Origin of the sequence: Auritidibacter ignavus, from assembly GCF_003703835.1 — a bacterium.
In the GTDB taxonomy this organism is placed as follows: domain Bacteria; phylum Actinomycetota; class Actinomycetes; order Actinomycetales; family Micrococcaceae; genus Auritidibacter; species Auritidibacter ignavus.
The window spans coordinates 153,524-165,653 of record NZ_RDQR01000003.1 but is presented as its reverse complement, the minus strand read 5'-3'; the positions used below and the strand labels follow the sequence as shown (position 1 = coordinate 165,653).

Annotated in this window: 11 protein-coding genes; 5 read left to right on the top strand and 6 right to left on the bottom strand. The window is 59.5% G+C overall.

Features of this window, described 5'->3' with window-relative positions; translation table 11 throughout:
* The coding region (locus DYI20_RS03315) for a transposase (RefSeq protein ID WP_244924649.1) at nucleotides 1–156 on the top strand (156 nt) is incomplete at its 5' end.
* Here the strand turns inward: DYI20_RS03315 and DYI20_RS03310 are convergent.
* Complete coding sequence (locus DYI20_RS03310; RefSeq protein ID WP_122548869.1) at nucleotides 137–1,138, bottom strand: IS481 family transposase; 1,002 nt, start codon at nucleotides 1,136–1,138, stop codon at nucleotides 137–139. The genes DYI20_RS03315 and DYI20_RS03310 overlap by 20 nt on opposite strands.
* 188 nt (nucleotides 1,139–1,326) lie before the next feature.
* On the opposite strand from DYI20_RS03310, the gene DYI20_RS03305 reads away from it, so the two are divergent.
* Nucleotides 1,327–2,766 carry an NAD(P)H-quinone dehydrogenase gene (locus tag DYI20_RS03305; RefSeq protein ID WP_122548877.1) on the top strand — a complete coding sequence of 480 codons (1,440 nt, stop codon included), beginning with the start codon at nucleotides 1,327–1,329 and terminating at the stop codon, nucleotides 2,764–2,766.
* A 96-nt stretch (nucleotides 2,767–2,862) separates the two neighbouring features.
* Here the strand turns inward: DYI20_RS03305 and DYI20_RS03300 are convergent, their stop codons facing one another.
* From DYI20_RS03300 to DYI20_RS03280, 5 genes are all read right to left on the bottom strand, one after another.
* A complete protein-coding gene (locus DYI20_RS03300) occupies nucleotides 2,863–4,299 on the bottom strand; it encodes an MFS transporter (protein WP_243857804.1) in 1,437 nt (478 codons plus the stop codon).
* A 177-nt stretch (nucleotides 4,300–4,476) separates the two neighbouring features.
* Nucleotides 4,477–6,312, bottom strand: coding sequence for an acetyl/propionyl/methylcrotonyl-CoA carboxylase subunit alpha (locus DYI20_RS03295; RefSeq protein WP_122548867.1), 1,836 nt, complete (start codon nucleotides 6,310–6,312; stop codon nucleotides 4,477–4,479).
* 204 nt (nucleotides 6,313–6,516) lie between these two features.
* Nucleotides 6,517–7,164, bottom strand: coding sequence for a Maf family protein (locus tag DYI20_RS03290; RefSeq protein ID WP_110098786.1), 648 nt, complete (start codon nucleotides 7,162–7,164; stop codon nucleotides 6,517–6,519).
* Nucleotides 7,164–7,397 (bottom strand): acyl-CoA carboxylase epsilon subunit, encoded by a 234-nt coding sequence (locus DYI20_RS03285; RefSeq protein ID WP_158278482.1) that lies wholly within the window; start codon nucleotides 7,395–7,397, stop codon nucleotides 7,164–7,166. The genes DYI20_RS03290 and DYI20_RS03285 overlap by 1 nt, the downstream gene beginning before the upstream one ends.
* A gap of 39 nt (nucleotides 7,398–7,436) precedes the next feature.
* Nucleotides 7,437–9,050 (bottom strand): acyl-CoA carboxylase subunit beta, encoded by a 1,614-nt coding sequence (locus tag DYI20_RS03280; protein WP_233242904.1) that lies wholly within the window; start codon nucleotides 9,048–9,050, stop codon nucleotides 7,437–7,439.
* A 160-nt stretch (nucleotides 9,051–9,210) separates the two neighbouring features.
* Here DYI20_RS03280 and DYI20_RS03275 point away from each other — a divergent pair, with 160 nt between their 5' ends.
* From DYI20_RS03275 to DYI20_RS03265, 3 genes are all read left to right on the top strand, one after another.
* The gene (locus tag DYI20_RS03275) at nucleotides 9,211–10,128 is read left to right on the top strand and encodes a biotin--[acetyl-CoA-carboxylase] ligase (protein WP_122548866.1); all 918 of its coding nucleotides are present in this window, start codon (nucleotides 9,211–9,213) and stop codon (nucleotides 10,126–10,128) included.
* A 177-nt stretch (nucleotides 10,129–10,305) separates the two neighbouring features.
* Nucleotides 10,306–10,905 carry a PH domain-containing protein gene (locus DYI20_RS03270; protein WP_110098783.1) on the top strand — a complete coding sequence of 200 codons (600 nt, stop codon included), beginning with the start codon at nucleotides 10,306–10,308 and terminating at the stop codon, nucleotides 10,903–10,905.
* Nucleotides 10,905–12,122: an adenylate/guanylate cyclase domain-containing protein gene (locus tag DYI20_RS03265; protein ID WP_183145586.1), complete on the top strand. Its 1,218-nt coding sequence runs from the start codon at nucleotides 10,905–10,907 to the stop codon at nucleotides 12,120–12,122. Before DYI20_RS03270 ends, DYI20_RS03265 begins: the two co-directional genes overlap by 1 nt.
* Nucleotides 12,123–12,130 lie beyond the last annotated feature (8 nt).

Genomic DNA, 12,130 nt, shown 5'->3' with positions numbered 1-12,130 from the left:
CTGCACAGCATCTATGACCAGCCCGATGCCCAGGAAGTACACGCCCAGTTCGACCGTGTCGTCGAGGCCCTGGACCATAAACACCCCAAGGTCGCCGACCACCTGGCCGGGGCCCGCGAAGACATCCGCACCCCAGCTAGTTGTACTTCCCCGTGAGGTTGTGAACGCGGGCTGAGGAGGTTAGGCCTCCGATGGCGGTGTGGGTTCGATGATGATTGTACTCATGTAGGAAGGCCTGGTAGGAGGCCTCACGTTCTGATTCGCTAGCGTAGGCGCGCGCGTAGGCCCATTCGGTCATCAGGGTTCGGTTGAACCGCTCGACTTTGCCGTTGGTTTGTGGCCTGTAGGGCTTGGTGCGCTTGTGTTTGACTCCCTCGCCGAGGGCTTTGCGGAATTCCTTAGAGCGGTAGCATGAACCGTTATCGGTCATCACCGCGGTGACCTCGACGCCGATGCCGGCGAAGAAGGCCCTGGCGCGTTTCCAGAACCCAGCGGCGGTGTGCTTGCGCTCATCGTTGAGGATCTCGGAGTAGACCACCCGGGAGTGATCATCCACCGCGTGGTGCAAGTACCGGTAGCCCCTGCCCGCAGAGGCTCCCTCAGCAGCGGCCTTCTGCGTCTTAGCCAGGGCCTTCAGCGCCTGGGGTGAGCCTCTGCCATGGACTCGCCAGCCCCCACCGTCAGGGATCCGGCCCAGCTTCTTGATGTCCATGTGCACCAGCTCACCGGGTGCGGATGCTTCATACCGGTTCGGGGCCGCACGGCGCACCGGCAGCCCAGTGGCCTGGTCAATGCATTCCAACCTGGGCATCCGGTACCGCTGAAGCACCCGGCCCACGGTGGAGCGAGGGATACCCAGGTGAGCGCTAATCCGGTGAGGCCCCCACTGGCGGATGAATCGCAACGCGATGATCCTGCGCTCGGTGCGCTGTGGCAACCTTCGGGGACTATGGTGAGGGCGACTGGAGCGGTCCTGGAATCCGTGGCCGGCCCGGTGGCGGGTCACCCATTTCGAGACCGTGGCCGCAGAGACCTGGAATCGCTCTGCTACTCGGCGCTGGGGCCATCCCTGATCGATAACCAGGGCTACGATGCGTCGCCTTCCCTCCGGGGTCAGCGGTGATCTACGGTGAACCATAGGAGACCTCCGTATCTGATGGTGAGTTGTGGTAACCCACATCGATATCGGCGGTCTCCGCTTAAGTCACGGACCGTTCACATTAAGTCACGGACTGTTCACAACGTGTCGAGGAACTACACCTAGCTGTGAGGTTCAGCTGTCATCTGCACTACATCTGTGGGCCTTGGCAGGGTTTGTACGACAGAATAGGACTCGTGTCTTCTTCAGCATTGATTCCTCACCCCTCATTGACCATTATCGGTGCCGGACCCGGAGGCTACGAAGCAGCGCTGGTGGCTGCTAACCAAGGATCCGAGGTCACCATTGTCGAACGTGACGGTATCGGCGGGTCAGCGGTGCTGACCGACGTGGTGCCGTCGAAGACGCTGATCGCGGCAGCCGACGGCCGTCGGCGCGTGATGAAATCGACCAGTCTGGGTATTGAGCTGGATTCGAACGCAGTGTTCTCCAACCTCAACGAGGTGGACCAGCGTATTATCCAGCTGGCCTCGGAACAGTCCGAGGATATCCGCCATAAGTTACAGAAGGCCGGCGTCAGGATTGTCATCGGTCAGGCTCGCTTCCGGGAGCCTCGCGTGCTGGAAGTGGAAACCATCTCGGGCAAGACCGAAACCATCACTTCCGATGCGGTGCTCATCGCCACCGGGGCCTCACCTCGAGAACTCCCAACCGCCCAGCCCGACGGGGAGCGCATTTTCAACTGGAAGCAACTCTACCGACTCCGTGAACTGCCCGAACACATGATTGTGGTCGGCTCGGGTGTCACCGGTGCGGAATTCGCCTCGGCTTATAACCTGCTGGGCGCGAAGGTATCGCTGGTATCCTCACGTGACCAGGTGTTGCCCAATGAAGACCCTGATGCGGCGCGAGTGCTGGAAAACGTCTTTATAGAAAACGGTGTCAACGTCGTATCCCGAACCCGCGCCAATGCCGTGACCCGCACCGAGCACGGGGTTGCGGTCGAGTTGTCCACCGGCGAGGTGCTGGAGGGCTCCCACTGCCTGTTGGCGGTTGGCGGGATCCCCAACACCCAGCACCTGGGACTGGACGAGGTCGGGGTGGCCACCACTGAATCCGGACACATTCGGGTTGATGCGGTCTCGCGCACCTCCGTGGAAGGCATCTACGCTGCCGGGGACTGCACCGGTCGGCTGGCGTTGGCCTCCGTGGCGGCGATGCAGGGCCGGATCGCGGTCAACCACCTTATCGGTGATGAGGTTAAGCCCTTCAACCCGTTCCGGGTCTCGTCTAATATTTTCACCTCTCCGGAGATTGCCACCGTCGGTGTGGCTGCCCAGCAGGCCGATCGTACCAAGTACCAGTATGACGAGGTGATCCTGGATCTGACCACGAACCCGCGGGCCAAGATGATGAACGTTGAGCACGGTTTCGTCAAACTCTTTGCGCGCAAAGGCTCCAATAGTGTGGTCGGTGGTATCGTGGTGGCTCCCCGTGCCTCGGAGCTGATCTACCCGATCTCGTTGGCGGTGGCCAAACGACTGCAGGTCGATGATCTGGCCAATACCTTTACCGTCTACCCCTCACTGTCGGGCTCCCTGGCCGAGGCTGCCCGACTGTTGCACGTGCGTAGCAGTGATTTGAACCCGGTCCCCGAAGACGTCTAAATACACCAGAATGCTCGCCCAAGGCCTTTAAAGAGATTCAGGGCTGTCAGGATCGCGATGAGCCCTGACAGCCCTGAACCGTATGTCGGGTTAGCCTCAGGTGCGCTGGACTTCGTCGACAGTGAAGTCATACAGCGAGCGGTACTTGGTTTCCGGGGCCACAACGAGGGCCACCAGTGAGATCGCTGAAGCGATCGAGAGATAATAGCCGACCCAGGCCACTGACATATTTTGCACCAGAGCGGTGGCAATAAAAGGGGTCAGGGCGGCGCCGAGGATCGAGGAGACGTTATAGGCAACGCCCGAACCGGTGTAGCGGGTTTCGGTGGGGAACAGTTCCGGAAGTACCGCCGACATGGGCCCAAAGGTCAAGCCCATCAGCATCATGCCGACGATTAAGAAGGCAGCCATCTGCCAGACCTTCAGCGATCCATCGTCGTGGAGCACTGAATGCGGTGACAGCCAGGGGCCAAAGGTCATCCCGAATAGCACCATCAGCACCGTGATGACGATCAGGGTGGGTCTGCGGCCGAATCTATCGGCGAGGTATCCGGCGACCGGAATGAACAGCGCGAAAAAGACAATGCCGATCAGTTGCAAGACCAAAAACTCCGAGTAGTTTTCGCCCAGACCCTGCCCCTGCTTGGGGCTCCCAATGGCATAAGAGAGGATCCAGGTGGTCATCAAATAGAACATCACGTAGGTGGCGTACATGATGAACGTTCCCAGAAGTAACTCCCACCAGTTGCGCTTGAAGACCTGACCCAGGGGAGCCTTGGCCCGTTTGTCCTGGGCAATGACGCGCTGGAAAACCGGGGTTTCTTCCAGGCTGACGCGGATCCACAAGCCGATGATGACCATCACGGCCGAGAGCAGGAAGGGAAGCCGCCAGACCCAGTCGATGAACACGTGATCGACACCGTGTTCCACCGAGTTGTAGCCGACCGCAACAGTCAGGACCAAGAAAAAGCCATTGGCCAGCAAGAACCCAATTGGAGCACCCAGTTGTGGCCACATGGCCGCCCCAGCACGCTTGCCCTTTTGGGCGGTTTCGGTCGCGAGCAAGGCGGCCCCGGACCATTCACCGCCCAGGCCGAGTCCCTGGCAGAAGCGCAGAATGGTCAGCATCGCCGGCGCCCAGATCCCAATCTGGTGGTATGTAGGCAACAGACCAATCAAGAACGTGGCAATGCCCATGGTGAGCAAGGCGCCGATCAACGTGGCTTTGCGTCCGATGCGGTCGCCCATGTGGCCGAAAATGATCGAACCGATCGGCCGGGCCACGAAAGCAGCACCAAAGGTCGCCATCGAGGCCAGTAGTGCGGCCGACTCGTCGCCTTCAGCGAAGAAGATGAGCGGGAACACCGACACCGCGGCGGTGGCATAGATATAGAAGTCGTAGAACTCAATGGAGGTACCCACCAGGGAGGCGATAATAATCCGCCAGCGCGGGACACCGAGTTCTGTAGCGGTGTGGTCATAAGAATCTGACGCGATGTCGTCAGTGACACCAGGCATAGGCTGTCCTGCCATGATGCTCCTCAACAGGTAGTCAGTGAATAAGCGAATGTGGAACTTTTTCAGGCTACTACCGCGCTGAAGTCAACGCTGCAGAAACAGCAAAAACCGGGGTGATCGTCTCACATTTTGAGATTCTGTGAGAGGGTCACCCCGGTTGAGGCTATAAAAGACGAGATGGTGGCGGGATTTTTAGGAATCGGAGATGGTGGCCAGAATGCCACCGGCGGCGATGGTTTCCCCCTGGGCTACTGTCAAGGAAGTCACGGTGCCGGACTTGTGGGCGGTGATGGGCTGTTCCATCTTCATCGCTTCCAGTACCACGATCAGATCTCCTTCAGAGACGTGCTCGCCTTCGGTGACGGCGATTTTGACCAGCGTGCCCTGCATCGGGGAGGTTAAGTCATCGCCAGAGGCTTTCTTCGGTCCGGTCGCTCCGGCGGCTTTACGCAAACTGCGACGGGGCTTGCCGGTCGCTCGACCGCCCGATTGTTGCACCGAGGGCAACCCCGGCATGGTTTCCGGTAGCGTGACTTCGACACGCTTGGTGTTGACCTCGATGGTGACGCTACGACGTTCGGTCGCCTCGGTCTCGAGAGCGGTGGGGCCATCGTAAGGGGTGATGGTGTTATTGAACTCGGTTTCGATCCAACGGGTGTGGACATCGAAGGACCGAGCGTCAGGCTCGTTGAGCTCCGGGGCGAAGGCGGGATCGCGGACGACGAAACGATGGAAGGGGAGTACCGTTGGCATTCCCACGATCTGCATCTCAGTCAGGGCGCGGTAGGAGCGTTCCAGGGCCTCACGACGCGTTGCGCCGGTGACGATGAGTTTGGCCACCATAGAATCGAACGCGCCCGAGATGGTCTCGCCTTCTTCCACCCCGGTGTCGATGCGCACTCCGGGGCCACCCGGCAGACGCAACCGGGTTAGGGTACCCGGTGCTGGCATAAAGTTTCGACCGGCGTCCTCGCCATTGATTCGGAACTCGAAGGAGTGGCCACGGTTGGTCGGGTGCTGGTAACCAAGTTGTTCACCGCGGGCCACGCGGAATTGTTCGCGGACCAAATCCAGGCCCGTGACTTCTTCGGAGACACAGTGTTCGACCTGCAGTCGGGTATTGACCTCCAAAAACGAGATCGTGCCGTCTTGACCGACCAAAAACTCACAGGTACCAGCGCCGACGTAGTTGGCTTCCTGCAATAGTGCGACCGAGGCATCGTAGAGACGCTGGTTCTGCTCATCGGTCAAAAACGGTGCGGGTGCTTCTTCCACCAGCTTCTGGTTCCGCCGTTGCAACGAGCAGTCGCGGGTCGAGACCACGGCAACATGGCCGAAGGAATCTGCGATGCACTGGGTCTCAACGTGGCGGGGTGCCTCCAAGAAGCGCTCCACAAAACACTCACCACGACCAAACGCGGCGGTGGCTTCCCGCACGGCCGATTCAAACAGCTCGGGAATATCTGCGCGCTCGCGGGCGACCTTAATGCCCCGACCACCTCCCCCGTAGGCGGCCTTGATGGCCAAGGGCAGGCCGTGCTCATCGGCGAAGGCGAGAACCTCGTCGGCGGATTCCACCGGATCTTGAGTTCCTGGGGCGAGTGGAGCTCCGACCTTCTGAGCGATCTGTCGTGCTGCGACCTTATCGCCCAGGGAGTCAATGGCTGAGGGAGAGGGGCCAATCCAGACAAGGCCGGCCTCTAAGACGGCGCGGGCAAAGTCAGCGTTTTCAGCCAAAAAGCCGTACCCGGGATGAACGGCATCGGCTCCGGACTCTTGGGCTACACGAATGATTTTGTCGATGCGCAGGTACGTCTCGGCAGCTGTGTCGCCCTCCAAAGAGTAGGCTTCATCGGCCATACGCACATGCATCGCGTCTCGATCCGGGCCTGCATAAACCGCGACCGCGTCGAGGCCTTCGTCGTGGGCTGCGCGGATCACGCGAACAGCGATTTCACCGCGATTGGCAATTAGGACCTTAGAAAACGGCTTGAGCAGCAGCTCGGTGCTAGCGCGTTGAGCGGTCATACAGGCACAGGCTCCTCAAAAATGACGAAAACTTGGCGAGGGACGTCGGCAAACGGCCAGGAAAATATTCCACCACAGTCCCTTGAAGAATCCTAGGACCTCACGGTGGGAATTCTACAATTTGACGTGAAATTCTTGGCAGATTGGCAGAATCCCTTGGAGGAAGTCTACAAAAATGCTTCGAGTTCCTTCAGCGGTGTGATGTCAGTCCCACCAATCGGAGAGCCGGTATCCCCACGTTTGAAGTGACTCGCGCACCACACGCAGGCTGAGCCCCAAGACGGTATTGGGATCACCTTGCACGGACTGGATCAGCGATGCGCCCCGGGCTTCGAGGGTAAATCCACCGGCACACCCTAGCGGTTCGCCGGTGGCCACGTAGTCGAGGATCGTTTGCTCGTCCACCGCTGCGAACTCCACCTCAGCGGAGTCGGTGACCACTTGTTGCTTGAGCGCACCGGGTTTTTCAGGGTGGAGGAGCCCCAGCCAGTGTCCGGTGTGCAGGGTACCGGACTGTCCTTGTTGGGCCCGCCAGCGCTCGATGGCGATCTCGGGTTCATGGGGTTTGCCGTAAACGCTGGAGTTGAATTCAAAGACTGAATCGGCCGCCAAAATCAGTGTTGGGGAGGTTATCTCCTGAGCTACCTCGGTAGCGACTGCCCTGCCCTTGGCCTGGGCAAGCAACTCGGGAATCTCAACCGGGGTGAGTTCGCGGTTTTGAGAGGCCACCAATGCCGGTTCATCGATGTCGGACACACGTTGGGTGAAGGGAAGAGCGGCCCGAGCGAGTACTTGGGCTCGGGCTGAGGAGCCGGAGGCCAGAATAATCTCAGGGTGCTGAGATCGCGCCATTAGTCTTCCCCAGCGGAGATACGCCAGTGTGCCGTGACGTCACGGTTCCAGGTCGAGACCCGGCGACGGTGCGAAAAACGACGGGCACGGGCCTTTTCTCGGTCTTCGGCCGTTTCAGGCTGCGCCATGGCTACGATACCCACTACGGCCGTGGCTGCAGCGATGTCTTCGGCGGTGAGATTGCCACCACGCACGATCATCCCGGTGGGATCGTGGTGTTCCTCAACGCTCATCCAGGTTCCTCCCATATCTCGGCCGGTGTGGTCTTGGGTTTACAGTGGAATATTGCCGTGCTTGCGGTACGGGCGCGACTCACGCTTATTGACCGTGGCGCGAATGGCCTTGACAATTTCGGCGCGCGTTTCTGAAGGCGCGATCACGGCGTCAACGTAACCGGACTCTGCTGCCTGATAGGGGTTGAGCAACTCGGCCTCGTAGTCCTCAATCAATTCCTGGCGACGGGTCTCGACGTCTCCGCCCTCGTCAGCGACCTTGGCCAACTCGCGACGGTAGAGAATATTAACCGCACCCTGGGCACCCATAACACCGATCTGGGCGGTAGGCCAGGCCAGGTTGAGGTCTGCACCGAGCTTCTTCGAACCCATCACAATATAAGCGCCCCCGTAGGCCTTCCGAGTGATCACGGTGATCTTCGGGACCGTAGCCTCGGCATAGGCATAAATCAGCTTCGCGCCACGCCGAATGATGCCGTTGAACTCCTGATCGGTGCCGGGCAAGAAACCAGGCACATCCACCAGGGTGACAATCGGAATGTTGAAAGCATCGCAAAAACGCACGAAGCGTGCCGCCTTCTCCGAAGCAGCGATATCCAGGGTGCCAGCAAATTGCATTGGCTGGTTGGCCACCACGCCCACCGAACGCCCATCCATCCGGCCGAACCCGACAATCACGGAGGGAGCATAAAGTTGCTGGACTTCTAAAAAGGCCCCGTCATCAACCAGCGTGGCCACCACGTCGAGCATATTGTAGGGCTGGTTCGCCGAGTCGGGCACGATAGTGTTCAGGGACAGGTCGGCTTCGGTGGTCGCCAGATCGGGGTCGACATCGAAGATCTGACCATCGGAGTAGTTGTGCGCTGGCAGGTAATCCAGCAGTTCCCGCACCCAGTCGAAAGCATCGGCTTCATCCTCGGCCAGATAGGCCGCGGTCCCGGTCCGCTCATTGTGACTACGAGCGCCACCAAGAGTTTCCATATCAATGTCTTCACCGGTCACGGCCTTGATGACATCGGGGCCGGTGATGAACATGTGTGAGGTCTGATCCACCATGACCACAAAATCGGTCAGGGCCGGGGAGTAGGCGGCACCGCCAGCAGCCGGTCCCATAATGATCGAGATCTGCGGAATCACCCCCGAAGCCAACACATTATTGCGGAAGATGTCTGCGAACATCGCGAGGGAGTCCACGCCTTCTTGAATGCGTGCTCCGCCCCCGTCGTTGATCCCGATGATAGGACACCCATTACGGGCAGCGAATTGCTGGACTTTGACGATCTTTTCCCCGTTGACCTTCGACAGGGACCCACCGAACACGGTGAAATCCTGAGCGTAAACGGCCACCAGACGTCCATCGATGGTCCCATAGCCAGAAACCAGACCATCACCTTCGGGGTGTTTGGCGTCCATACCGAACGAGGTGGTGCGGTGCACGCGAAGCTGATCGAATTCGACAAATGAGCCGTCATCCACCAGCTCGTCGAGACGTTCACGAGCGGTGGCTTTACCGCGGGAGTGCTGACGGTCAATCGCGACTTGGCCGGAGGGCACCATCGCAGATTCACGCCGATGGAAGAAGTCTTCGAGTTTTCCCGCGGTGGTAGTCAGATCGGGAGTGGTCTGTCCCGCCTGGTCTGGCTCAGTGCTCAACAGCTTCCTCCAACATGGGTTAGGTGTGCTTTGTTGATCCCGCTGGTACTGCTGATTCTAGCGCGGAGAGCACAGCAAGATTCGAATCTCTAGTGTACTCATCTCAGCGCTCTGGCACCATGAAGTGTCCTGCGGGAAAGGCATCCCCTACGCTAGGAGTGTGACTACTTCCTCTGAGCCCATCATCCCAGCTGATCCGCAACGGATTCGTGAACGTTTCTCCACCGGCCTCAGTGATGATACCCGGCGGGGAGCCAGTCGGTTATGGTTGCCCAGCGTGGATTCCACGCAACGCTTTCTGATGAGGGAGGCCAAAGAGCACCCGGAGTTCTGGCCACACGCCAGTGGAGTGGGAGCTAATTATCAAACGGCAGGTCACGGCCGTCGTGGAAACGCCTGGCAGGCTGCTCCGGGCGCCTCGGTGAGTATGTCGATTCTGCTCAAACCCGCGCGGTTAGGACCCGGCCTCCAGGCCCAATATTGGCCCTGGATTACGTTGGTGGCTGCCGCGACGCTGGTCGACTGGTTCGGTGAACTAGGTGTGACGGCTCAGGTGAAATGGCCCAATGACGTGCTGGGATCTGACGGACGAAAACTCGTGGGAATCTTGGCGCAGGTTGTCGATGACGACCGGGTGATACTCGGTCTGGGCATCAACCGCGATTTCGGTGGTTCCGGCCAGCAACGTCCGGTCGACACCGCTGCGGCACTTAGCGATTACAACCCGGTCCTGGCCACTGTGGGGTCTCGAAAGCTTGCTGACGAGGCGATGACTCGTTTGGTGGCCGGACTCGAGACCTTTGCTGAGCGCGTCAATCCGCCCAACCCGGATCACGTCGAAGACGAACTGCGTCGTCTCAGTCGATTGATCGTTACCGAAGGCCAGTACATTAGCGGTGAACTTCCAGGCCAGCGTCGCTTGACCGGCTGGATCAGAGGCCTCGGGGATACCGGTTCACTGTTGGTCGAACCTGACCCCTCTCTGCCAGAGGACACCCTGGAAGATCTCCCGCGAGATCCCGACACCGGGTGGGTTGATCTGACCTCAGCAGTGATTCATCACGTTAGACCCCGATAGGTTCGCCTCCAGCCAGACAAGCACGACTCCACGTCGGGCTCGACCGGTAGAATGGCAGTGCCGGTCACATATCTCACGCTGTGAACGCTGAGCACACAGCATTTCTTCATCTTTGTCCGGCATACTGTGGTCGATGCAGCAGATGCACCCCGTCCGGGTCGGAGAGGAGGAGGATAAATGGCCAAGCTTGTCACCGGAGAACAAATGCGGATCCGTACCCGTGCCGATGCCTCCATCCTGATTGGCCCAGCCATCTGGCTGGTGTTATTGGGCGGGCTTCAAGGCGCTTGGCAAGGATTCTTAACCCGCCCTGATCTGCCCTGGGCGCTGAGTACGTATGACCGTGTGTGGTCGATCGCCGGAACTGTTGTGGTGGTTTTACTCCTGGCAGTGCTGGTGGTTCGCCCAGTCTGGCAATGGTTGACGGAAGTTTATGAAATCACCACCCACCGGGTGGCCCAACGCTACGGCACCTTATCTGTGCGTCGCCGGTGGATGGCGCTATCCAGTATTGTCCACATCCGGATTCGCCAGTCCCGCCGACAAACTCGTCGCGGGGTCGGAGACCTCCAACTCTTCACCGCTCAAGGACAATCCTGGACTTTGACTAACGTGCCACACGTCGATGACTTCACCCACTTTGTGGAAAACGAACGTCTCGCTTATGCTCGCAAATTTGGCACGTTGTCGGCAACCTATCGGCCCGACTATCGCCATGACGGCATGTCGACACAGACGCCGGGGAACTCCCAACCCCACCCGATGGGAGGCTACTGATGGCTCGCGGATCAGAGAACACCGGGCATTCCGAAGACCAGGTTTACCGGGACCCCACACCTACTCAGCCTGAACCAGTAGTGCAGTCTAACCCTTGGGAAGGGCTCAAAGAGCTCAGCGACTTACAGGACCAGAAAGGTGACACCGCTGCCACTCTTGACCCGATCAACGACCCGGAAACCTGGACCCAGGCGATCCGGGTGCTTGATGAAGAGCTCATCGGGGGGCCACGCAAACTTAATCGTCGCCAGTTGGCCCAGAAACTCGGCGTATCGGCGCTCTCCGTTCGCAAGCTCGGCCGAGCCTTGGGCTTCCCGAATGTCTCCGAAGAAGAACCAGTCTTTACCAATAGTGACGCTGACGCCTTCGCCACCATGATCGACTTGGTGCGACGCGGTATTTTGAACGAAGAAACCGCGATCTCACTCTCACGCTCCATTGGGCAGATGACCGACCGGATGGTGGTCTGGCAGATCGAGGCCCTAGTGGAAGACAAAATGAATGCCGAAGGTCTCTCAGATCCGCAGGCCCGCCGTGAAGTCGTCCAGATGTTGCCCCGAGTCGTGGATTCGCTGGAAGAAGTCATGGCCTACTCCTATAAGCGTCAACTGAATTCAGCGTTGCAACGACTGGCCGTGCGGGTTGAAGCAGGGCTCGCCGCTTCAGCCCGGGGTCGCGATGGCACCGAAGACGATGATTCGCTACCGCTGGCCCGGGCGGTCGGGTTTGCCGATATGGTCTCCTACACCTCGCTGTCGCGCACCATGTCCGAACGCACCCTGGCCCAAATGGTGCAACGCTTTGAGAACCGGTGCGCAGAAATTATCTCTGTGGGCGGAGGTCACCTGGTCAAAACCGTCGGCGATGAGGTGTTGTTCAATGCTGAAACCCCCGAAGACGGAGCCGAAATCTCGCTGGCCTTATCAAAGGCGCTGTCGGATGACCCGGTGCTCCCCTCGGCGCGCGTCTCGTTGGTGTGGGGCCGGGTGCTCTCCCGACTCGGAGATATCTACGGCCCCACCGTCAACCTTGCTGCCCGGCTGACCGCGCTGGCCGATCCGGGCACCGTGCTGGTTGACCAGATGGCTTCCAACGCGCTCGCCGATGATGACCGCTATATTCTGATTCCCCAGCCACCGGCTTCGGTGCGAGGATTCGGTGAAATTCGCCCGGCGATGTTGTTGCGGGGCACCGGTGAAGGTATTGAGATCGACTAGTGGGCGAC

What these genes read in the sequence shown, in the direction of transcription:
- DYI20_RS03310 (WP_122548869.1), bottom strand. Translation starts at nt 1,138, where the DNA reads ATGGTTCACCGTAGATCACCGCTGACCCCGGAGGGAAGGCGACGCATC.
- DYI20_RS03300 (WP_243857804.1), bottom strand. Translation starts at nt 4,299, where the DNA reads ATGGCAGGACAGCCTATGCCTGGTGTCACTGACGACATCGCGTCAGAT.
- DYI20_RS03295 (WP_122548867.1), bottom strand. Translation starts at nt 6,312, where the DNA reads ATGACCGCTCAACGCGCTAGCACCGAGCTGCTGCTCAAGCCGTTTTCT.
- DYI20_RS03290 (WP_110098786.1), bottom strand. Translation starts at nt 7,164, where the DNA reads ATGGCGCGATCTCAGCACCCTGAGATTATTCTGGCCTCCGGCTCCTCA.
- DYI20_RS03285 (WP_158278482.1), bottom strand. Translation starts at nt 7,397, where the DNA reads ATGAGCGTTGAGGAACACCACGATCCCACCGGGATGATCGTGCGTGGT.
- DYI20_RS03270 (WP_110098783.1), top strand. Translation starts at nt 10,306, where the DNA reads ATGGCCAAGCTTGTCACCGGAGAACAAATGCGGATCCGTACCCGTGCC.
- DYI20_RS03265 (WP_183145586.1), top strand. Translation starts at nt 10,905, where the DNA reads ATGGCTCGCGGATCAGAGAACACCGGGCATTCCGAAGACCAGGTTTAC.